This window comes from Pseudomonas sp. NEEL19 (assembly GCF_028751975.1).
Taxonomy (GTDB): Bacteria; Pseudomonadota; Gammaproteobacteria; order Pseudomonadales; family Pseudomonadaceae; genus Aquipseudomonas; species Aquipseudomonas juntendi.
Genome location: NZ_CP081491.1, coordinates 1,161,890 through 1,182,673 on the forward strand (window position 1 = coordinate 1,161,890; position 20,784 = coordinate 1,182,673).

Sequence of the window (20,784 nt, forward strand, 5' to 3'; positions counted from 1 at the left end):
AAACTGCCACGGGAAGTCCTCAAGGGCTTTCGCTTGACCCCGGGCGTCCTTCCCCAGCGCCCGGGGTTTCTTTTTTCTGGGTTCTCTACCGGCCCTGTCACGCCGCGGACTCAATTCCCAAGCGCGACGCGGCCTGTGTGGGAGCGGGCGTGCCCGCGAACACCGGCGTAGCCGGTGCCAGCCACCGCGCTGGATTTTTCGCGGGCATGCCCGCTCCCACAAAGTCCCCGCTAAATCAAAAAGTTATGCATTTTTCTCTGGAGCTGCCTTGCCCGCGACAGGGCTGGTGCAGGCATTTAATGTGCTTCGAAGAAACGCTTGCTTTCTTCCAGGTAGTTTCTGCGCGAGACCGGATCCAGCCAGTGGGCATACAGCCCAGGCAGCACGTCCCGTCGCAACGCAGGCAGCAACTGGTCGATATGCGCCACTGCAGCGCGCCCCAGTTCGCTGTCCGAGCACCCCACGTGCAGAAACTGGTAGCGCTCCACCCCCTGCACTGGATAAAACTGATAATCGGCCAGCGCGGCGCCTTGCTGCTGGATCAGGTAACGCACCTCAGGCCAGTAGCCGAGCACCAGGCGCAGGCGCCCCAACTGCTGCATCTGCAGCAGGTTGGCGGTGGCTTCGTTACCGTAATGGCGGCTGAGCACAGTGTCTGGCAGCTGGCGCAAAATGCTGTCGATCTGCAGGCCATAACTGCGTTCGGCAACGACCCCGAGTTTCAGTGCGGTTTTGCTCAGCAAGCCATGCAGGTCTACCTGCTGGCCCTGCAGATAGGGGGCCACCAGTGCCAGGCTTTCCTTGCGGCCCACCAGGCCGCCACTGAGCACGCCCAGGGAGGGCAGGGAGAACTGCACATATTCCTCACGTTGGGGTGTCCACAGCAGCGTCGGGTCGCAGGTGAAGGTGTTGCGGTCCTGCAGCATCTGTATTCCGCGGGCACGGTTGACGCGCTGGATGGTGTGGTCGTACTCGGGCATCTGCGCAATCAACAGGGGCAGCAGTTGGTCGATTACCCCTCGGCCTTGCTCCGGGCCGTCGAAAATGGTGAATGGTGGCAGGTCACGCACCAGCCAGAACAGGCGTTCCTTGGCAATGGCAGGGTGCAGCAGCAATGCGGCCATCAGCCCGCAAAGCAGGACCAGCGGGCGTAGGCGGCGGGCGGCGCGCCTGCGGCCGGGCTGCGCCTGGTTCAGACCGTGCCTGCGGCGCGCAAGCTGGCGATGGCCGCCGCGTCATAGCCAAGGCTGGCCAGCAGTGCCTCGGTGTGCTCGCCAAGGGCCGGGCCCACCCATTCGCTCGAACCTGGGGTTTCCGACAGCTTGGGCACGATGCCAGGCATCTTGAATGGCTTGCCGTCGGGCAGCTTGGCCTGGAGGAACATTTCCCGAGCCAGGTACTGCGGGTCGCTGAACATGTCCTCGGCGGAGTAGATCCGGCTGGCCGGGACCTCGGCGGCGGTCAGCACCTGCATCAGCGTTTCCAGCGGCAGGCTGTTGGCCCAGCGGTCGATCACCCCGTACAGCTCATCCCGGCGAAGGTCGCGGCCATCGTTGCTGGCCAGGCTTGGGTCGTCAGCCAGGTCGGCACGCCCGATGGCCTGCATGAAGCGCTTGAAGATCGCATCGCCGTTGGCGCCGATCTGTACATGCTTGCCGTCGGCGCTGGTGTGGATGGAGGAGGGGGTAATGCCGGGCATGATGTTGCCGGTGCGTTCACGGATAAAACCGAATACATCGAATTCCGGGACCATGCTTTCCATCATGGCGAAGATGGCTTCGTACAGCGCTACGTCCACCACCTGGCCCTGGCCGCCGTTGACCTCCCTGTGGCGCAGCGCCATCAGCGCGCCGATAACGCCCCACAAGGCGGCGATCGAGTCGCCGATCGAAATGCCGGTGCGCACCGGTGGCCGGTCGTCGAAGCCGGTGATGTAGCGCAGGCCGCCCATCGACTCGCCTACGGCACCAAAACCTGGTTGGTCCTTCATTGGCCCGGTCTGGCCAAAGCCCGACAGGCGCACCATGACCAGCCCAGGGTTGAGCGCATGCAGCACATCCCAGCCCAGGCCAAGCTTTTCGAGCACGCCCGGGCGGAAGTTCTCGATCAGGATGTCGGCGTCGGCCAGCAGCCTTTGCAATACCTCGCGGCCTTCGGGGTGTTTCAGGTTGAGGGTCAGCGACTGCTTGTTGCGCGCCTGCACGAACCACCACAGGGAGGTGCCTTCGTACAGCTTGCGCCACTTGCGCAGCGGGTCGCCGCCATCGGGCGACTCGACCTTGACCACCTCGGCACCGAATTCGGCGCAGATGCGCGAGGCGAATGGCCCGGCGATCAGTGTGCCGAGTTCGACAACTTTGAGGCCGGCGAGGGGTTTGCTGGGCGTCGACATGGGGCATCCGTGGCAGTTGGGCAGAGCGGTGGTTTTATCACACGGCGGTTGCGCCGGGTACTGCTGCGGCGCATGGCGAGTGCGGATGGGTTAGACTGTGCGACTTTTCTTTTGCACGAAGCCCGTCGACCATGGCCCAGCCGTCCACCACCTACAAGTTCGAACTGAATCTCACCGATCTTGACCGTAACGTCTACCAAAGCGTCAAGCAGACCATCGCGCGCCACCCTTCGGAAACCGAAGAGCGCATGGCGGTGCGGTTGTTGGCCTACGCGCTCTGGTACAACGAGAACCTGTCGTTCGGCCGTGGCCTGTCGGATGTAGATGAGCCGGCACTGTGGGAAAAGAGCCTGGACGACCGCGTGCTGCACTGGATCGAAGTGGGCCAACCCGATGCCGAGCGCCTGACCTGGTGCTCGCGGCGCACCGAACGCACCAGCCTGCTGGCCTATGGCAGCCTGCGCGTGTGGGAAGGCAAGGTGGTCAGCGCGGTCAAGAACCTCAAGAACCTGAACATCGCCGCAGTGCCGCAGGAGGTGCTGGAAACCCTGGCCGCCGACATGCCGCGCGCCATCAAGTGGGATGTGATGATCAGCGAAGGTACGGTCTTCGTTACCGACGACCGTGGCCAGCACGAAGTGCAACTGCAGTGGCTACTGGGTGAGCGTGGCTGAAGCAACCCATGCGTATCGAACCTCGCCCCCTGCCTGCGACCCTGCCTTTTCTGGGTAACCTGCCACCCTTGCTCACCCGTTTGTATGCCGCACGCGGCGTGCAAAGCGAGGCCGAACTGGACAAAAGCCTTGCGCGGCTGCTGCCGTATCAGCAGCTCAAGGGCATCGAGGCCGGCGTCGACCTGCTGGTCGCTGCCATAGACCAGCGCCAGCGCATTCTCATTGTCGGCGACTTCGACGCCGACGGTGCCACCGCAAGTACGGTTGGGGTGCTGGGCTTGCGTTTGTTGGGGGCAGCCCATGTCGATTACCTGGTGCCCAACCGTTTTGAATACGGTTACGGCCTGACGCCTGAAATCGTCGAAGTTGCCCTGCAGCGCCAGCCGCAGTTGCTGATTACCGTGGACAACGGCATTTCCAGCGTCGACGGGGTGGCCGCTGCCAAGGCCGCTGGGCTGAAAGTGCTGGTGACCGACCATCACTTGCCGGGCGAACAACTGCCCGATGCCGACGCCATCATCAACCCCAACCAGCCGGGTTGCAGCTTCCCGAGCAAGGCGCTGGCCGGGGTCGGTGTCATCTTCTATGTGCTGATGGCCCTGCGCGCGCGGTTGCGCAGCCTGGGCCGCTACGCGACACAACCCCAGCCGAACATCGGTGAACTGCTCGACCTGGTCGCCCTGGGCAGTGTGGCCGATGTGGTGCCGCTGGATGCCAACAACCGCATCCTGGTGCACCAGGGCCTGGAGCGCATCCGTGCCGGCCGTGCCCGCCCGGGCTTGAAGGCCATTCTTGAGGTGGCCCGCCGCGATCACCGGCGCATCACCTCCACCGACCTGGGTTTCATTCTTGGCCCACGCCTGAATGCAGCCGGGCGCCTGGACGACATGAGCCTGGGCATCGAATGCCTGCTGTGCGAAGACCCGGCGCTGGCCCAGGACATGGCGCAGCAGCTGGATGACCTGAACCAGGACCGCAAGTCCATCGAGCAAGGCATGCAGCGCGAGGCGCTGGCCCAGCTCAAGGACCTGCCGGTCGAGTCGATGCCTTACGGCTTGTGCCTGTTCGATGCCGACTGGCACCAGGGCGTGATCGGTATTCTGGCGTCGCGGCTGAAGGAGCGTTACCACCGGCCGACCATTGCCTTCGCCGATGCAGGCGCTGGCATGCTGAAGGGCTCGGCGCGTTCTGTGCCAGGGTTCCATATTCGCGATGCGCTGGATGCCGTGGCGGCGCGCCACCCGCAATTGATCAGCAAGTTCGGCGGCCACGCCATGGCCGCTGGCTTGTCGTTGCCAGAGGCAAATTTCCCGGCCTTTGCCGAGGCTTTCGACGAAGAGGTACGGCGCCAGCTGCGTGAAGACGACCTGACCGGGCGCCTGCTGTCCGACGGCAGCCTGGCGGTGGAAGAATTCCACCTTGATCTGGCCAAGGCGCTACGCAATGCCGGGCCATGGGGCCAGCATTTCCCTGAGCCGCTGTTTCATGGCGTATTCCAGTTGGTGGAGCAGCGCGTGGTGGGCGAGCGGCACTTGAAGGTGGTACTGAAGAGCGAGTGTGGCTCGGTGCGGCTGGATGGCATTGCCTTCGGCATCGACCGCGACGTATGGCCGAACCCGACGGTGAGCTGGGTCGAGTTGGCGTACAAGCTGGATGTGAACGAGTTTCGGGGCAATGAAAGTGTGCAGTTGATGATTGCCCACATGGAACCGCGTTGACCCTGTAGGAGCGGCCTTGTGTCGCGATGGGCTGCAAAGCAGCCCCAGGTTGTCAGCATATATGCACAAGTCCAGGCTTTCAGCACAGCTGCAAAAATTGCCGGGGCTGCCTTGCAGCCCATCGCGACACAAGGCCGCTCCTACAAGGCCCATGTGCCAATGAAGGCGGCAGCGGCCGGCCACAGGTGTCTGTAAACAACTTGCCCAAAATCCCATGGAACCTTCCCCCCAGGCATTCTGGTCTAGTCTGAAGTATGACCGGACCCAGGCCAGGGACGTGCTATTGAGTGTCCGGGCCGGATCACCATTGGAGTTCTTGGGAGGTGCCCTCATGAGCCTGCTGCTCGAGCCTTACACCCTGCGTCAACTGACGTTGCCCAACCGCATCGCCGTTTCGCCGATGTGCCAGTATTCTGCAGCCGATGGCCTGGCCAACGACTGGCACCTCGTTCACCTGGGCAGCCGCGCGGTGGGTGGCGCGGGCCTGGTGATCACCGAGGCCGTGGCGGTTACCGCCGATGGCCGCATCACCGCCGAAGACCTTGGGTTGTGGGCGGACGCACAGATCGCCCCGTTGCAACGCATCACCCGCTTCATCACCGCCCAAGGCGCCGTGCCCGGCATCCAGCTGGCGCACGCCGGGCGCAAGGCCAGTACCTACCGCCCCTGGCTGGGCAAGCACGGTAGCGTCAAACCCGAGGAGGGTGGCTGGCAGCCGGTGGGGCCCTCGAAGATTGCCTTCGACCCGCAACATACAACGCCACGCGAGCTGACCCCGGGCGATATCCAGGAGGTGGTCGGTGCCTTCGTTGCCTCGGCCGAGCGCGCGTTGCAGGCCGGCTTCAAAGTGCTCGAGGTTCACGCCGCCCATGGCTACCTGCTGCACCAGTTCCTGTCACCGCTGAGCAACCAGCGGCGTGACGAATACGGCAGTTGCTTCGAAAACCGCATCCGCCTGACCCTGCAAGTGGTGGAAGCGGTGCGCAAAGTATGGCCTGCCGAATTGCCCCTGTTCGTGCGGGTATCGGCAACCGATTGGGTGGAAGACGGCTGGAACCCGGATGAAACCGTCGAACTGGCCCGGCGCCTGCGTAACCTGGGCGTCGATTTGATCGACGTGTCCTCTGGCGGCACTTCGGTGAACGCCGAAATACCTACCGGCCCCGGCTACCAGACCCGTTTCGCCGAGCGCGTGCGCAAAGAGTCTGAAATTGCCACCGGCACCGTGGGCATGATCACCGAACCTGCGCAGGCCGAGCATATCCTGCGTACCGGCCAGGCCGACCTCATCTTCCTTGCCCGCGAACTGCTGCGCGACCCTTACTGGCCGCTGCATGCCGACGACGATCTGGGCGGTAACAAGGCTACCTGGCCGGCGCAGTACCAGCGCGCTACCAGCCGGGCCAACCCGATTCATGAGTCGGATTTGCGCGACTGATTCTGAAGGAGCGGCCTTGTGTGGCGACAGGGCCGCAGTCTAACCACGAAAATACCTGGGGCACTGCGCGCCCCCGTCGCGACACAAGGCCGCTTGTGTCTTGAGAGGGGATTAGCATCTGGAGTGAGAGCGGTGAATGACAAGCTGAATGCCGCAGGTGCCTAGAGCACGAGTAGGAGCAGAAGCTGTCACTCACCGTTCCACATGTGGGAGCGGGCGTGCCCGCGAACACCGGCGCAGCCGGTGCCAGACACCGCGTCGCCTGCTTCGCGGGCAAGCCCGCTCCCACAATGAATCGCGCAGGCTTTTCAAATTTTGGGAAAGACAGTTGCTCCTACAACAGGCGGGGTGGCCGGTAGCCCTGCGGGGCCGGGCCGGCATCATCGATCGATGTAGGAGCGGGTTCACCCGCGAATACGGTGGTGCCGGCAATGCACAATGCCTGGCAGAAATCGGTCCGCAGGCCCGGCCCTTTCGCGGGTGAACCCGCTTCTACAATGAATCGCGCAGGCTTTTCAAATTTTGGGAAAGACAGTTGCTCCTACCTAGAACGCGGTTGAGCGGACCCAGCGTGACCGAGCATGATAATCAATGCTTGATCATCACATGCCGCACACAGGTGTAGTCCTCCAGCCCATACATCGACATGTCCTTGCCGTACCCCGAGTGTTTCTGCCCGCCGTGGGGCATTTCACTGACCAGCATGAAATGGGTATTCACCCAGGTGCAGCCATATTGCAGGCGTGCGGCCAGGCGGTGGGCGCGGCCGGTGTCGCGGGTCCAGACCGAGGAGGCCAGGCCGTAGTTGGAGTCGTTGGCCCATTCCAGCGCCTGCGCTTCGTCGCTGAAACGGGTTACCGACACCACCGGGCCGAACACTTCGTTGCGCACGATCTCATCATCCTGCAGGGCGTCGGCCAGCACCGTCGGCTGGAAAAAGTAGCCATCGCCCTCGATTGCCTTGCCACCGGTCACCAGGCGAATGTGCGGCTGGGCGATGGCGCGCTGTACCAGGCCGGCGACCTTGTCGCGGTGCTGGGCGCTGATCAGCGGCCCCAGCTCGGTGCCCTCGGCCTCCTGCAGGCCGGGCTTGATGCTGGCGACCGCTTCCCCCAGGCGCTCGACGAAGCGCTCATAGATACCGGCCTGCACATACAGGCGGCAAGCCGCCGTGCAGTCCTGGCCGGCGTTGTAGAAACCGAAGGTGCGAATACCCTCGATCGCGGCATCGATGTCGGCATCATCGAACACCAGGACTGGCGCCTTGCCGCCCAGCTCCATGTGCATGCGCTTCACGCTGTCGGCGGTGGCGCTGATGATATGGGCGCCGGTGGGGATCGAGCCTGTCAGCGACACCATGCGGACCTTGGGGTGCGTAACCAGTGGGTTGCCGACCGTCTGGCCACGGCCAAACAGAATGTTGAGCACCCCGGCCGGCAGCAGGTCCTTGGCCAGTTCCCCCAGGCGCAGAGCGGTCAACGGGGTCAGCTCGGAGGGTTTGATCACCACCGTGTTGCCGGCCGCCAGGGCCGGGGCGATCTTCCAGGCCAGCATCATCAGCGGGTAGTTCCACGGCGCAATCGATGCCACCACGCCCAAGGGGTCGCGACGGATCATCGACGTGTGGCCCGGCAGGTATTCACCTGCCGCCGAGCCGCCCAGGCAACGCGCGGCACCGGCGAAAAAACGAAACACGTCGGCAATCGCCGGAATTTCGTCGTTGCGCGCGGCACTCAAGGGTTTGCCGCAGTTCTGCGATTCCAGCCGAGCCAGTTCATCGCCATGCGCCTCAATGGTGTCTGCCAGGTTCAACAACGCCTGGGCGCGGTCCTTGGGGCTGGTTTGCGACCAACTGTCGAACGCATGGTCAGCGGCACGCACGGCGCTGTCCACCTGGGCTTCGCTGGCTTCGTTGATCTGCGCCAGGGCGGTGCCCAGCGCCGGGTCGAGCACGGTCCAGGTCGGGCCTTGGCCGGCGACCAGTTGGCCATTGATCAGCATCTGCGTTTGCATCGGGTACTCCTCCAGGGTCATTTGCCAATGCCCGCAACGCTGTCGCCGCCACGGGTCAGGTAATAGGCGCCAAGGATCGGCAGCATGGTCACCAACATCACCAGCATGGCTACTACATTGGTCACCGGCACGTCGCGCGGCCGGCTGAGCTGGTTGAGCAGCCAGATCGGCAGGGTGCGTTCGTGGCCCGCGGTGAAGGTCGTGACAATGATCTCATCGAACGACAGGGCAAAGGCCAGCATACCGCCGGCCAGCAGTGCCGAGCCGAGGTTGGGCAGGATGATGTAGCGAAAGGTCTGCCAGCCATCGGCACCCAGGTCCATGGAGGCCTCGATCAGGCTGTGTGAGGTGCGCCGCAGGCGGGCGATCACATTGTTGTAGACGATCACCACGCAGAATGTGGCATGGCCGACCACGATGGTGAACACCCCGGGCTCCATGCCCAAGGTCTTGAACGCCGAGAGCAGGGCGATCCCGGTGATGATGCCGGGCAGGGCGATGGGCAGGATCAGCATCAGCGATATGGCCTCTTTGCCGAAAAAGCTGCGCCGGTACAGTGCGGCCGATGCCAGTGTGCCGAGCACCAGGGCGATCAGGGTCGCCAGGCAGGCGACCCGCAACGACAGCTTGATCGCGTCCAGCACATCGGTGCGGGCGAAGGCCACGGCAAACCACTTCAGGGTAAACCCCGTGGGCGGGAAGCTGAATGCTGCGTCTTCGGTGTTGAAGGCGTACAGGAAGATGATCAGGATCGGGAAATGCAGGAACAACAGCCCGCCCCAGGCCGCCAGGCGCAACCCTACAGAGGCTTGTTCAGAGTGCATCGAAGGCCCCCAGGCGCTTGACGATCGACAGGTACAGCGCAATCAGCACGATCGGCACCAAGGTAAATGCCGCCGCCATCGGCATGTTGCCAATCGCTCCTTGCTGGGCATAGACCATGCTGCCGATGAAGTAGCCGGGTGGGCCAACCAACTGCGGCACGATGAAGTCGCCAAGGGTAAGCGAGAAGGTGAAGATCGAGCCGGCGGCGATACCGGGGATCGACAGCGGCAGTATCACCTGCATGAAGGTTTGCCCGGGGCGTGCGCCAAGGTCTGCCGAGGCCTGCAACAGCGACGGCGGCAAGCGCTCCAGCGAGGCCTGGATCGGCAGGATCATGAACGGTAGCCAGATGTACACGAACACCATGAAGCGCCCCAGGTGCGAGGTCGACAGCGTGCTGCCGCCCACGCCTGGCACCGTCAGCACGGCTTGCAGCAGCGCATCCAGGTGCAGCTGGTGGACGAACCACTGGGCCACCCCTCCCTTGGCCAGCAGCAGGGTCCAGGCGTAGGTCTTGACGATGTAGCTGGCCCACATGGGCATCATCACGGCGATATAGAAAAATGCCTTGGTCTTGCCGTGGGTGTAGCGCGCCATGTAGTAGGCGATGGGAAACGCCAGTACCGCGCTGGCCAGTGACACCGCCACCGCCATGCCCAGGGTCCGCAGGATGATGTCGAAGTTCGACGGGTTGAACAGCGCGGCGAAGTTGCCCAGGGTCAGGTCCGGGGTGACCGCCATGGTGAAGTCGTCGAAGGTGTAGAAACCCTGCCACAACAGGTTCAGCAACGAGCCCAGGTAGATGGCGCCGAACCAGGTCAGCGGCGGGATCAGCAGCAGGGCCAGGTACAGGTTGGGGCGCCGGTACAGCACATCGGACAGGCCTCGGAGCGCGCTCATGGCAATGGCCCTGCGCTTTCCTGCAGCACGGTCATCGCCTCGCGCGGCCAGTGCGCCTGCACCCGCTGCCCGGGTTGCCAGGCCTGGGGCTGTGCCTGCCAGCGGTCGTTGGCCTGGGTTACCGCCAACAGTTGGCCATTGTCCAGTTGCAACTCGTAACGGGTGGCGCTGCCCTGGTACTGCACATCGCGCAGCAGGCCGCTGACCTGTACTTCGTGGCTGGTGACCACCGGGTCGCCCAGGCGGATGTGCTCAGGGCGGATGGAAAACGGCGCCGGGTGGCCGTTGAGCGCCCTCGCCAATTCGCCACGCATCACGTTGGACGTGCCGACGAATTCGGCGACGAAGGTGGTGGCGGGTTTCATGTAGAGGTTGCGCGGGGTGTCGACCTGTTCGATGCGGCCGCGGTTGAACACCGCGACCCTGTCCGACATCGACAGCGCCTCGGTCTGGTCATGGGTGACGAAGATGAAGGTGATGCCTAGCTGGCGTTGCAGCTTCTTCAGCTCGCCCTGCATCTGTTCGCGCAGCTTGAGGTCCAACGCGCCCAGCGGCTCGTCCAGCAGCAGCACGCGGGGCCGGTTGACCAGTGCCCGCGCCAGGGCCACACGCTGGCGCTGGCCACCCGAAAGCTGCGCCGGCTTGCGCGCGCCGTAGCCGGCCAGGGCCACCATGGCCAGGGCTTGCTCGGCACGGCTGTGGCGTTCGGCCTTGGCCACGCCTTTCACTTTCAAGCCATAGGCGATGTTGTCGAGCACGTTCATGTGCGGGAACAACGCGTAGTCCTGGAACACGGTATTGACGTCACGCTGGTAGGGCGGCACGCCGGCAGCTTCCAGGCCGTGGAGACGGATCGAGCCGCTGCTTGGCTGCTCGAAGCCGGCGATCAGGCGCAGGCAGGTGGTCTTGCCGGAGCCGGACGGGCCGAGCATGGAGAAGAACTCCCCATCGCTGATGTCGATGCTGACCTGGTCTACGGCCTTGACCTCGCCGAAGCTACGGGAAACCTGGGTGAACTGGACGGCTAGGGACATACGCGGTTCTCTGTTGTTCTTGTCTTGCCTGTATCGGCCCTGTCCCCGGCAAGCCGGCCCCACAGGGATCACACCACAGGGCCGGAACAGGCGGAGAAACCTTCAGCGCCCACCCATGATGGCAATGTAATCTTGAGTCCAGCGGCTGTAGGGCACGAACTTGCCACCCTGGGCCTGCGGGGTTTTCCAGAAGGCGATCTTGTCGAAGTTGTCGAAGCCGTTGGTCTTGCAACCCTCGGCGCCGAGCAACTCGTTGCCACTGCAGGCTGCCGGCACCGCCGGCAAAGAGCCGAACCAGGCGGCCACGTCACCCTGCACCTTCGGTTGCAGCGACCAGTCCATCCATTGATAGGCGCAGTTGGGGTGCTTGGCATCGGTGTGCAGCATGGTGGTATCGGCCCAGCCGGTAGCGCCCTCCTTGGGGATGGTCGACGCCACGGGCTGGTGCTCGGCCTTCAGGCCATTGACCATGTAGCCCCACGAACTGGAGGCGACCACGCCTTCGTTCTTCACGTCGCTCATCTGCACTGTGGCGTCGTGCCAGTAGCGGTGGATCAGCGGTTGCTGCTGGCGCAGCAGTTCGAGCACCGCCTGGTATTGCGTCTCGGTCAGTTCATACGGGTCCTGGATGCCCAGTTCGGGCTTGGCCGACTTCAGGTACAGCGCCGCGTCCGCGATGTAGATCGGCCCGTCATACGCCTGTACGCGGCCTTTGTTCGGCTTGCCATCGGGCAGGTCCTGCGGCACGAACACCACGCCCCAGCTGGTCGGTGCCTGCTTGAACGTGTTGGTGTTGTACAGCAGCACGTTCGGTCCCCACTGATACGGGGTGCCATAGACCTGTTTGTCGACCACATACCAGCCACCGTTCTGCAGGCGCGGGTCGATGTTTTTCCAGTTGGGGATCAAGGCGGTGTTGATCGGTTGCACCCGTTTGCCGGCGATCAGCCGTAACGAGGCATCGCCCGAGGCGGTAACCAGGTCGTAGCCCCCCTTGGCCATCAGGCTGACCATTTCGTCCGAGGTGGCAGCGGTTTTCACGCTGACCTTGCAGCCGGTTTGCTGTTCGAAGCCGGTCACCCAGTCATACGCCTTGTCGCTTTCACCGCGCTCGATGTAGCCGGGCCAGGCGACGATGTCCAGGCGCCCTTCGCCAGGCCCCAGGGCCTTGGGCGGTTCGGCGGCCAGCAGGCCGGTACTGGCCAGCACGGCACAGGTGGTGGCGCCGAGCAATGCGGTCTTGTGCACGGGCATGGGTGTTCCCTCTTGTTGGAGATTGTGGTCGCGGCAGTGGTCGAGTCTAGTTGGCTTTTTGCCAGTCAATGCAACATCCAGAAGCAAATCCGCGCATGGTCCTTTACCGGGCAGGCCTTACTCTGGCGGATGACTTCCCATGCCTGGAGACTTGCACATGAACACCCGTGGCTTGCTGGACCAACTGCTCAAATCTGGCCAGGAGTTGCTGAACAAATCGTCTGCTTCCGGCAAACCCGGTGCTGGCGCCAGCGGGCTTGGTGGCCTGTTGTCCGGGGCCGGTGGTGGCTTGCTGGGCGGTGGCGCACTGGGCGTGCTGCTGGGCAACAAGAAGGCGCGCAAATATGGGGGCAAGGCCCTGACCTATGGTGGCCTCGCGGCACTCGGGGTGCTGGCCTACAAGGCCTACGGCAACTGGCAGGCGCGCCAGCAGGTGGCTGCCAGCGAGCCGCAGACGGTCGACCGCTTGCCGCCCGCCCAGGTCGAGCAGCACAGCCAGGCGGTGTTGCGGGCGCTGGTGGCTGCGGCCAAGTCCGACGGCCATATCGACGAACGCGAACGGGCGCTGATCGAAGGTGAGTTCACCCGCCTGGACAGCGACCGCGAGTTGCAGCATTGGCTGCACGCCGAACTGAACAAGCCGCTGGACCCGGCTGAAGTCGCCCGCGCCGCACAGACGCCCGAGATGGCTGCCGAGATGTACCTGGCCAGCATGATGATGGTCGACCAGGAAAACTTCATGGAGCGCGCCTACCTCGATGAGCTGGCCCGCCAGTTGCGTCTGGACCCGGGTTTGCGCCAGGAGTTGGAGAGCCAGGTGCGGTTAGCCGCAGGCCAGTAAGCGACGCGGTCCTTGTGGGAGCGGCCTTGTGTCGCGAAAGGGCTGCGCAGCTGCCCCAAAGATTTTAGCTTCGCCGCATGAAATGCCGGGGCCGCTGCGCGGCCCTTTCGCGACACAAGGCCGCTCCCACAAACGAAGCGACTTTTCCATGATGGGCAGCGTCCATTAGCGGGGATGCCAGGTTACCCCACATTTCACCCGCAAAAGCGTAAGGCCTCTAGGCTATACTTCGGCGATTTTCCCCGCTCGTTGTGAATTCCTGAGGGCTGAATGTGAAGAACTGGACCTTGCGCCAACGGATCCTGGCAAGTTTCGCCGTGATCATCGCCATCATGCTGCTGATGATCGTGGCCGCCTACTCGCGGTTGGCCGCCATCGAAACCGCCGAAGCCGCCGTAGGTACAGACAGCATTCCCGGGGTCTACTACAGCTCGATGATCCGCAGCGCCTGGGTCGACAGCTACGTCACCAGCCAACAGTTGGTCGGGCTGTCCAACCACCGGGAAATCACCTCGGCCGACATGGAACTGTTCAAGAGTTTCGAAGACCGGCTGAAGCAATTCATGGCCAGTTACCAGAGCACCATCCAGGACAATGACGACCAGGCCCGCTTCGACAGCTTCGTGCAGCTTGAAGAAAACTACATGAAGATTGTCGGCCAGGTGCTCGATGCCTACCGTCAGCGCAACTACGCCGAAGCCCAGCGCCTGATCAACGACGTACTCACACCCGCCTGGGTCGACGGTCGCAAGCACCTGAACGATGTCATCGAGAACAACCGCGCCTCCGCTGATGCCGCCACCCGCGATATCGTCAGTGCCGTGACCACCGCCAAGGGCAGCATGATCGTCTCGCTGTTGCTGGCCATTGTCGCGGCCGGGGTGTGCGGCCTGTTGCTGATGCGCGCCATCACCGCGCCCATGCAGCGTATCGTCCAAGCCCTCGACAAGCTGCGTTCGGGTGACCTGAGCGTGCGCCTGAGCCTGGAACGCAAGGATGAGTTCGGCGCCATCGAGAGCGGCTTCAACGAAATGGCCGAAGCGCTGGCGAACCTGGTGGCCCAGGCCCAGCGCTCGTCGGTGCAGGTCACCACGTCGGTTACCGAGATCGCCGCCACGTCCAAGCAGCAGCAGGCCACTGCCACCGAAACCGCAGCCACCACCACGGAAATCGGCGCCACCTCGCGGGAAATTGCTGCCACTTCGCGTGACCTGGTGCGCACCATGACTGAAGTCACTTCGGCCGCCGACCAGGCCTCCAGCCTGGCCGGCTCCGGCCAGCAGGGCCTGGCCCGCATGGAAGAGACCATGCACCAGGTGATGGGCGCCGCCGACCTGGTCAACGCCAAGCTGGGCATCCTCAACGAGAAGGCCAGCAACATTACCCAGATGGTCGTGACGATCGTCAAGGTGGCCGACCAGACCAACCTGTTGTCGCTCAACGCCGCCATCGAGGCGGAAAAGGCTGGCGAGTATGGCCGTGGCTTTGCCGTGGTCGCCACCGAGGTGCGGCGCCTGGCCGACCAGACCGCCGTGGCCACTTACGATATCGAGCAGATGGTGCGTGAGATCCAGTCGGCGGTGTCGGCCGGGGTCATGGGCATGGACAAGTTTTCCGAAGAAGTGCGCCGGGGCATGTTCGAAGTGCAGCAGGTCGGCGAGCAACTGAGCCAGATCATTCACCAGGTACAGGCCTTGGCACCGCGCGTGCTGATGGTCAACGAAGGCATGCAGGCCCAGGCCACCGGTGCCGAGCAGATCAACCAGGCGTTGGCCCAGCTCAGTGATGCCAGCACCCAGACCGTCGAGTCGCTGCGCCAGGCCAGCTTTGCCATCGATGAGCTTAGCCAGGTGGCCGCAGGCTTGCGTGGCGGCGTGTCGCGTTTCAAAGTCTGACCGCGATGACCGACACGCAAGCGCCGGCCGCACAGCCGGGCAACGCCAAGGGGGCGCTGTACCTGCAGTTCCGTATCAGGGAACAACGCTTTGCCCTGAGCGTGCACGAGGTGGTCGAAGTGCTGCCACTTCGGCCACTCAAGCCGATTGCCCGGGCGCCAGCCTGGGTGGCGGGTATTCTGGCCCACCGTGGCCTGCTCATACCCGTCATCGACCTGGCCGCGCTCAGCTTCGGCCAGCCGGCGGCGCAGCGCACCAGCACCCGGCTGGTACTGGTGCACTACCGGGCTGGGCTGCAGTTGGGGCTGGTGCTGGAGCAGGCAACCGAGACCCTGCGCTGCCAGCCCGATGAGTTCCAGCCCTATGGTGTAGACACGGGCGAAGCCCCTTACCTGGGGCCGGTGCGGCAGGATGCCCTTGGCATGCTGCAGCGCATCGAAGTCAATGACCTGCTGCCCGACGCCGTGCACGCATTGCTGTACACGCAGGGCCCGACCGGGGGGCCGACATGACCGAACAGCGTTTTTTCCGTTTCTTGCGTGAGCGTATTGGCCTGGATGTGGAGTCTGTCGGCACGCCGATGGTCGAGCGTGCACTGCGCCAGCGCAGCGTAGCAGTGGGCGCTGCCGATCTGGACGACTACTGGCTGCGCCTGCAGCAGTCCGGTGAAGAGCAACAGGCACTGATCGAAGCGGTGATCGTGCCAGAGACCTGGTTCTTCCGGTACCCCGAGTCCTTCACCGCGCTGGCGGCCCTGGCGCACAAGCGCCGTGCCGAACTGGACGGCGCGCGGCCGCTGCGGTTGCTCAGCCTGCCGTGCTCGACGGGCGAGGAGCCCTATTCGCTGGCCATGGCCTTGTTTGATGCCGGTATGGCGCCGGGGGCGTTTCTGGTCGATGGCATGGACATCAGCCCCAGCTCGGTGGCCAAGGCCGGGCAGGCCGTGTATGGCCGCAATGCCTTTCGCGGCAGCGAGCTGGGTTTTCGCGAGCGTTACTTCGATGTGGTCGACGAAGGCCACCGCCTGCACGAGCGGGTACGCCAGCAAGTCAGCCTGCAGGTAGGCAATGTGCTCGACCCGCTGCTGGCCAGCCGCGATGGCCTGTATGACTTCGTGTTCTGTCGCAACCTGTTGATCTACTTCGACGTGCCGACCCAGCAACGCGTCTTCGAAGTGCTCAAGCGCCTGCTGCACCCACAGGGGGTGCTGTTCATCGGTCCGGCCGAGGGCAGCCTGTTGGCGCGCCTGGGCATGCGCCCGCTGGGGATCGCCCAGTCGTTTGCCTACGTACGAGACCCGGGCAGCAGCACGCCTGCGCCGGCGGCAGCGGCAGCGGCAGCACCTGCCAGGCGCAGTTGGCCGGGGCCCGGGCCTGCCGGGTATTCGCAGCCGGCCTTGCCGGTGCCGCGGCCGCAGCGTGCGCTGCCGGTGGTGGCCCGACCAGCGCCGGCCCGCGAGGCTGCGGGTGAGGGCCCCAGCGAACTGCTGGCCGGCATCGCCCGGCTGGCCAATGCCGGCGCCAGCGCACAGGCTCGCCACGAATGCCAGCGCTACCTGGGCCAGTACCCGCCGGCGGCGCAGGTGTATTACTGGCTGGGGCTGCTCAGCGATACCGAGGGCGACGCACAGCAAGCGCTGACCCACTACCGCAAAGCGCTGTATCTGGAGCCACAACACCCCGAGGCGTTGCTGCACCTGGCGGCCCTGCTTGCGGCCCAGGGTGACCTGGCCGGGGCCCGGCGCCTGCAGGAGCGGGCGGCGCGGGCTGGGCGGGAGTCTGAACGGTGAACGGTGAATCCGCGATGCAACTGCTGGCCGATGACGATGCGCTCATCGACGACTGCTGGAACCGCATTGGTGTCCATGGCAACAAGCAATGCCCGCTACTGGAGCGGCACGTGCATTGCCGCAACTGCGAAGTCTACGCCGCTGCGGCTACCCGCCTGCTTGACCGCTATGCATTGGCGCAGGAGCACTCGGCGGCCGAGCGTGAGCCGCTGCAAGAGCACATCGGTCGATCCATGTTGCTGTTCCGTCTGGGTGAAGAATGGCTGGCGCTGGCGACCGCCTGCCTGGCCGAAATCGCCCCGTTGCAGGCCGTGCATTCGTTGCCGCACCAGCGCTCGCGGGTGTTGCAGGGGGTCGCCAACGTACGTGGGGCGCTGGTGCCATGCCTGTCATTGGCCGACTTGCTGGGGGTTCAGGCGGGTGCTGCCGAGCAGCGCAGCGGCCGGGCGATGCCACGCATGCTGATCCTGGCCAGCGAGGGCGGCCCGGTGGTGGTGGCGGTCGAGGAAATCGACGGCATCCACCGGCTCGACCCGCTGTTGCTGGGCAGTGGCCAGGACGCCACCCGCTATACCGCGGCGGTGCTGCAATGGCGCGGGCGCAGCGTGCGGGTCCTGGACGATCAACACTTACTGGCTGCCGTGCAGCGGAGCTTGTCATGACCCCAGAGCAAATGCGCGACGCCTCGTTGCTCGAGCTGTTCAGCCTGGAGGCCGAAGCGCAGACCCAGGTGCTCAGCGCCGGCCTGATGGCACTCGAGCGCAACCCTACCCAGGCTGACCAGCTCGAGGCGTGCATGCGCGCGGCCCACTCGCTCAAGGGCGCCGCCCGTATCGTTGGCGTGGACGCGGGCGTCAGCGTCGCGCATGTCATGGAGGATTGCCTGGTAGCCGCCCAGGAGGGGCGCCTGCGGTTGAATGCCGAGCATATCGATGCGCTGTTGCAGGGGACCGACTTGCTGATGCGCATTGCCACACCGGGCGACAGTGCGGCGCAGGCGACCCTGCCGGTGTTTCTTGCGCAGATGGCCAGCCTGCTCGACCCGGGCGGCGCCGGCGTGCCGCCGCTACCCGTGGCGGCAGGGGCCATATCGCCGTCGTCGCCGTCGGTCAGCCCACCGCCGGCACCGTTGGTGCTGCCCAGTGAGCTGTCAGAGCCCGACGCCGAGCCTGAGCCCGAGCCCGAGCCCGAGCCCGAGCCAGCGCTGCGGCGCAAGGTGGGCAAGCGCGTCGGCGATGCAGGCGAACGGGTGTTACGGGTCACTGCCGACCGCCTGAACAGCCTGCTCGACCTGTCCAGCAAGTCGTTGGTGGAAACCCAGCGCCTGAAGCCTTACCTGGCCACCCTGCAGCGCCTCAAACGCATGCACGGCCAAGGGATGCAGGCGCTCGACGGCGTGCGCCTGCAGTTGGAAGACAGCGGCCACAACAGTGAAGTGCTCGAAGCCTTGGCGCAAACCCAGCGCCTGCTGGTCGAGACCCAGCAGATCCTGCAACAGCAGGCCGCCGACCTCGATGAGTTCGGCTGGCAGGCTAGTCAGCGTGCGCAGTTGCTGTACGACACGGCCCTGGCCTGCCGCATGCGGCCATTCGCCGATGTGCTGGCCGGGCAGAGTCGCATGGTCCGAGACCTCGGCCGCTCGCTGGGCAAGCCGGTACGGCTGGTGGTGGAGGGCGAAAAAACCCAGGTCGACCGTGATGTGCTGGAAAAGCTTGAAGCGCCATTGACCCACCTGTTGCGCAATGCCGTGGACCACGGCATCGAACTTCCGGAACGGCGCCTGCTGGCGGGCAAGCCAGCGGAAGGGCTGGTGCGCCTGCGTGCCTCGCACCAGGCTGGCATGCTCAGCCTGGAGCTGATCGACGATGGCGCCGGTATCGACCTGGAGCGCCTGCGCGGCAGTATCGTCGAGCGCGCCCTGTCGCCGGCCGACACCGTGGCGCGCATGAGCGAAGCGGAACTGCTGACATTCCTGTTCTTGCCCGGCTTCAGCCTGCGCGACAAGGTGACCGAAGTGTCCGGGCGCGGTGTCGGGCTGGATGCGGTGCAACACATGATTCGCGAACTGCGCGGCTCGATCGAGCTGAGCCAGCAGCCAGGGCAGGGCTGCCGCTTCCATCTGCAGGTGCCGTTGACCCTGTCCGTAGTGCGTAGCCTGGTCGTCGAGGTCGGTGGCGAGGCTTACGCTTTTCCGCTGGCGCATATCGAGCGCACCCTGGACGTCACCGCCGAGCAGATCGTGCAGATCGAAGGCCGCCAGCACTTCTGGCACGAGGGCCGGCACATCGGCCTGGTGGCGGCCAGCCAGTTGCTCAACCGCCCGCTGGGGCAAAGCGACGGCAGCAGCCTGCGGGTCGTGGTGATCCGTGAGCGCGAGCAACTGTACGGTGTGGCCGTGGAGCGCCTGGTAGGCGAACGCGTGCTGGTGGTGATGCCGCTCGACCCACGGCTGGGCAAGGTGCAGGACATTTCTTCGGGGGCCTTGCTCGATGATGGTTCAGTGGTGCTGATCGTCGATGTCGAAGACCTGCTGCGCTCGGTGGATAAACTGCTGAGCACCGGCAGCCTGGAGCGTATCGAACGCGGCAGCGGCGGCACCCGTGGGGTGGCGCACAAACGCATCCTGGTGGTCGACGATTCACTGACCGTGCGCGAGCTGCAGCGCAAGCTGCTCAGCCACCGTGGCTACGACGTGGCGGTAGCGGTAGACGGCATGGACGGCTGGAACGCCTTGCGCAGTGAGGACTTCGATTTGCTGATCACCGATATCGACATGCCACGCATGGACGGTATCGAACTGGTCACCCTGGTGCGGCGCGACCAGCGCCTGCAAGGCTTGCCAGTGATGGTGGTGTCCTACAAAGACCGTGAGGAAGACCGGCGGCGTGGCCTGGACGCCGGCGCCGACTACTATTTGGCAAAGGCCAGTTTCCACGACGACGCGTTGCTGGATGCTGTGGTGGAACTGATCGGGGGGGCTCAGGGATGAAGATCGCCATCGTCAATGACATGCCCATGGCGGTCGAGGCCCTACGCCGTGCAGTCGCCCTTGAGCCCGCGCACGAGCTGGTGTGGGTGGCCAGCAATGGCGCCGAGGCAGTGCAGCGTTGTACCGAGCAGCTTCCGGACCTGATCCTCATGGACCTGATCATGCCGGTGATGGACGGCGTGGAGGCGACCCGGCGGATCATGGCCGAAACCCCATGTGCCATCGTCGTCGTCACGGTCGACCGCAAGCAGAACGTGCACCGGGTGTTCGAGGCCATGGGCCATGGCGCGCTCGATGTGGTGGACACCCCAGCGCTGGGCGCGGGTGATCCCCGCGAAGCGGCGGCCCCGCTGCTGCGCAAGATCCTCAATATCGGCTGGCTGATTGGCCAGCAGCGTGCACCGGTTGCGCGCCCGGTTGAGCTGCCGCTGCGCGAAGCTTCACAGCGTCGCGGCCTGGTGGCGATTGGTTCGTCGGCCGGTGGCCCGGCAGCCCTGGAGGTGTTGCTCAAGGGCTTGCCGCCGGCGTTTCCGGCGGCCATCGTGCTGGTCCAGCATGTGGACCAGGTATTTGCCGCAGGCATGGCCGAGTGGCTCGGCAATGCCGCCAACCGGCAGGTGCGGCTGGCCCGTGAAGGCGAGCCGCCACAGCCGGGCGTGGTGCTGCTGGCCGGCACCAATCACCATATCCGCCTGCTAAAGAACGGCCAACTGGCCTACACTCCCGAGCCTGTGAACGAAATCTACCGGCCCTCGATCAATGTGTTTTTCGAGAGCGTGGCCCAATACTGGCACGGCGATGCGGTGGGGGTATTGCTCACCGGCATGGGCCGCGACGGTGCCCAAGGCCTGAAGTTGATGCGTCAGCAGGGTTTCCTGACCATTGCCCAGGACCAGGCCAGCAGCGCGGTGTACGGCATGCCCAAGGCCGCCGCAGCCATTGATGCTGCCGTGGAAATTCGCCCGCTGGACCGCATCGCCGGGCGCTTGACGGAAATTTTTGGAAAATGACGACACGTATTG

At 64.7% G+C, this 20,784-nt stretch carries 17 protein-coding genes; 10 read left to right on the top strand and 7 right to left on the bottom strand.

What is annotated here, in order from left to right; all coding sequences use genetic code 11:
* Nucleotides 1–296: 296 nt before the first annotated feature.
* Together K4A76_RS05230 and K4A76_RS05235 are read right to left on the bottom strand one after the other, a co-directional pair.
* A complete protein-coding gene (locus K4A76_RS05230; RefSeq protein WP_274411688.1) occupies nucleotides 297–1,124 on the bottom strand; it encodes a TIGR02285 family protein in 828 nt (275 codons plus the stop codon).
* A gap of 68 nt (nucleotides 1,125–1,192) precedes the next feature.
* Entirely contained in the window at nucleotides 1,193–2,392 is a 1,200-nt protein-coding gene (locus K4A76_RS05235) for a CaiB/BaiF CoA transferase family protein (protein ID WP_009683452.1), read from the bottom strand.
* A gap of 131 nt (nucleotides 2,393–2,523) precedes the next feature.
* Between K4A76_RS05235 and K4A76_RS05240 the strand changes: the two genes are divergently transcribed.
* The 3 genes from K4A76_RS05240 (at nucleotide 2,524) to K4A76_RS05250 (ending at nucleotide 6,222) form a co-directional block, all read left to right on the top strand.
* Nucleotides 2,524–3,066: a YaeQ family protein gene (locus tag K4A76_RS05240; protein ID WP_009683453.1), complete on the top strand. Its 543-nt coding sequence runs from the start codon at nucleotides 2,524–2,526 to the stop codon at nucleotides 3,064–3,066.
* A gap of 8 nt (nucleotides 3,067–3,074) precedes the next feature.
* A complete protein-coding gene (gene recJ / locus K4A76_RS05245) occupies nucleotides 3,075–4,784 on the top strand; it encodes a single-stranded-DNA-specific exonuclease RecJ (RefSeq protein WP_274411689.1) in 1,710 nt (569 codons plus the stop codon).
* A 331-nt stretch (nucleotides 4,785–5,115) separates the two neighbouring features.
* A complete protein-coding gene (locus K4A76_RS05250) occupies nucleotides 5,116–6,222 on the top strand; it encodes an NADH:flavin oxidoreductase/NADH oxidase (RefSeq protein WP_274411690.1) in 1,107 nt (368 codons plus the stop codon).
* Nucleotides 6,223–6,810: 588 nt separating this feature from the next.
* Here K4A76_RS05250 and K4A76_RS05255 read toward each other — a convergent pair.
* The 5 genes from K4A76_RS05255 to ydcS form a co-directional block, all read right to left on the bottom strand.
* The gene (locus K4A76_RS05255; protein WP_274411691.1) at nucleotides 6,811–8,235 is read right to left on the bottom strand and encodes a gamma-aminobutyraldehyde dehydrogenase; all 1,425 of its coding nucleotides are present in this window, start codon (nucleotides 8,233–8,235) and stop codon (nucleotides 6,811–6,813) included.
* Nucleotides 8,236–8,252: 17 nt separating this feature from the next.
* The gene (locus K4A76_RS05260; protein ID WP_274411692.1) at nucleotides 8,253–9,059 is read right to left on the bottom strand and encodes an ABC transporter permease; all 807 of its coding nucleotides are present in this window, start codon (nucleotides 9,057–9,059) and stop codon (nucleotides 8,253–8,255) included.
* On the bottom strand, nucleotides 9,049–9,960 hold the full coding sequence (locus K4A76_RS05265; RefSeq protein ID WP_274411693.1) for an ABC transporter permease: 912 nt from the start codon (nucleotides 9,958–9,960) through the stop codon (nucleotides 9,049–9,051). Before K4A76_RS05265 ends, K4A76_RS05260 begins: the two co-directional genes overlap by 11 nt.
* On the bottom strand, nucleotides 9,957–10,994 hold the full coding sequence (locus K4A76_RS05270) for an ABC transporter ATP-binding protein (protein ID WP_274411694.1): 1,038 nt from the start codon (nucleotides 10,992–10,994) through the stop codon (nucleotides 9,957–9,959). Before K4A76_RS05270 ends, K4A76_RS05265 begins: the two co-directional genes overlap by 4 nt.
* A 102-nt stretch (nucleotides 10,995–11,096) precedes the next feature.
* Nucleotides 11,097–12,248 (bottom strand): putative ABC transporter substrate-binding protein YdcS, encoded by a 1,152-nt coding sequence (gene ydcS, locus K4A76_RS05275; RefSeq protein ID WP_161891651.1) that lies wholly within the window; start codon nucleotides 12,246–12,248, stop codon nucleotides 11,097–11,099.
* A 157-nt stretch (nucleotides 12,249–12,405) separates the two neighbouring features.
* Here ydcS and K4A76_RS05280 point away from each other — a divergent pair, with 157 nt between their 5' ends.
* From K4A76_RS05280 to K4A76_RS05310, 7 genes are all read left to right on the top strand, one after another.
* Nucleotides 12,406–13,089 (top strand): tellurite resistance TerB family protein, encoded by a 684-nt coding sequence (locus K4A76_RS05280; protein ID WP_054890355.1) that lies wholly within the window; start codon nucleotides 12,406–12,408, stop codon nucleotides 13,087–13,089.
* Nucleotides 13,090–13,421: 332 nt separating this feature from the next.
* Nucleotides 13,422–14,984 (top strand): methyl-accepting chemotaxis protein, encoded by a 1,563-nt coding sequence (locus tag K4A76_RS05285; RefSeq protein WP_232961676.1) that lies wholly within the window; start codon nucleotides 13,422–13,424, stop codon nucleotides 14,982–14,984.
* A gap of 5 nt (nucleotides 14,985–14,989) precedes the next feature.
* Nucleotides 14,990–15,496 (top strand): chemotaxis protein CheW, encoded by a 507-nt coding sequence (locus tag K4A76_RS05290; protein ID WP_182388787.1) that lies wholly within the window; start codon nucleotides 14,990–14,992, stop codon nucleotides 15,494–15,496.
* A complete protein-coding gene (locus K4A76_RS05295) occupies nucleotides 15,493–16,773 on the top strand; it encodes a CheR family methyltransferase (protein WP_274411695.1) in 1,281 nt (426 codons plus the stop codon). The genes K4A76_RS05290 and K4A76_RS05295 overlap by 4 nt, the downstream gene beginning before the upstream one ends.
* Nucleotides 16,770–17,435: a chemotaxis protein CheW gene (locus tag K4A76_RS05300; RefSeq protein ID WP_029887715.1), complete on the top strand. Its 666-nt coding sequence runs from the start codon at nucleotides 16,770–16,772 to the stop codon at nucleotides 17,433–17,435. The genes K4A76_RS05295 and K4A76_RS05300 overlap by 4 nt, the downstream gene beginning before the upstream one ends.
* On the top strand, nucleotides 17,432–19,762 hold the full coding sequence (locus K4A76_RS05305) for a hybrid sensor histidine kinase/response regulator (protein WP_274411696.1): 2,331 nt from the start codon (nucleotides 17,432–17,434) through the stop codon (nucleotides 19,760–19,762). The genes K4A76_RS05300 and K4A76_RS05305 overlap by 4 nt, the downstream gene beginning before the upstream one ends.
* Nucleotides 19,759–20,772: a chemotaxis response regulator protein-glutamate methylesterase gene (locus K4A76_RS05310; protein ID WP_110678860.1), complete on the top strand. Its 1,014-nt coding sequence runs from the start codon at nucleotides 19,759–19,761 to the stop codon at nucleotides 20,770–20,772. The genes K4A76_RS05305 and K4A76_RS05310 overlap by 4 nt, the downstream gene beginning before the upstream one ends.
* The last annotated feature ends 12 nt before the right edge of the window (nucleotides 20,773–20,784 follow it).

Coding starts and splice junctions, on each gene's coding strand:
- recJ (WP_274411689.1), top strand. CDS start 3,075: ATGCGTATCGAACCTCGCCCCCTGCCTGCGACCCTGCCTTTTCTGGGT.
- K4A76_RS05295 (WP_274411695.1), top strand. CDS start 15,493: ATGACCGAACAGCGTTTTTTCCGTTTCTTGCGTGAGCGTATTGGCCTG.
- K4A76_RS05240 (WP_009683453.1), top strand. CDS start 2,524: ATGGCCCAGCCGTCCACCACCTACAAGTTCGAACTGAATCTCACCGAT.
- K4A76_RS05230 (WP_274411688.1), bottom strand. CDS start 1,124: ATGGCCGCATTGCTGCTGCACCCTGCCATTGCCAAGGAACGCCTGTTC.
- K4A76_RS05260 (WP_274411692.1), bottom strand. CDS start 9,059: ATGCACTCTGAACAAGCCTCTGTAGGGTTGCGCCTGGCGGCCTGGGGC.
- K4A76_RS05280 (WP_054890355.1), top strand. CDS start 12,406: ATGAACACCCGTGGCTTGCTGGACCAACTGCTCAAATCTGGCCAGGAG.
- K4A76_RS05285 (WP_232961676.1), top strand. CDS start 13,422: ATGCTGCTGATGATCGTGGCCGCCTACTCGCGGTTGGCCGCCATCGAA.
- ydcS (WP_161891651.1), bottom strand. CDS start 12,248: ATGCCCGTGCACAAGACCGCATTGCTCGGCGCCACCACCTGTGCCGTG.
- K4A76_RS05265 (WP_274411693.1), bottom strand. CDS start 9,960: ATGAGCGCGCTCCGAGGCCTGTCCGATGTGCTGTACCGGCGCCCCAAC.
- K4A76_RS05270 (WP_274411694.1), bottom strand. CDS start 10,994: ATGTCCCTAGCCGTCCAGTTCACCCAGGTTTCCCGTAGCTTCGGCGAG.
- K4A76_RS05310 (WP_110678860.1), top strand. CDS start 19,759: ATGAAGATCGCCATCGTCAATGACATGCCCATGGCGGTCGAGGCCCTA.
- K4A76_RS05235 (WP_009683452.1), bottom strand. CDS start 2,392: ATGTCGACGCCCAGCAAACCCCTCGCCGGCCTCAAAGTTGTCGAACTC.
- K4A76_RS05305 (WP_274411696.1), top strand. CDS start 17,432: ATGACCCCAGAGCAAATGCGCGACGCCTCGTTGCTCGAGCTGTTCAGC.
- K4A76_RS05255 (WP_274411691.1), bottom strand. CDS start 8,235: ATGCAAACGCAGATGCTGATCAATGGCCAACTGGTCGCCGGCCAAGGC.
- K4A76_RS05290 (WP_182388787.1), top strand. CDS start 14,990: ATGACCGACACGCAAGCGCCGGCCGCACAGCCGGGCAACGCCAAGGGG.
- K4A76_RS05250 (WP_274411690.1), top strand. CDS start 5,116: ATGAGCCTGCTGCTCGAGCCTTACACCCTGCGTCAACTGACGTTGCCC.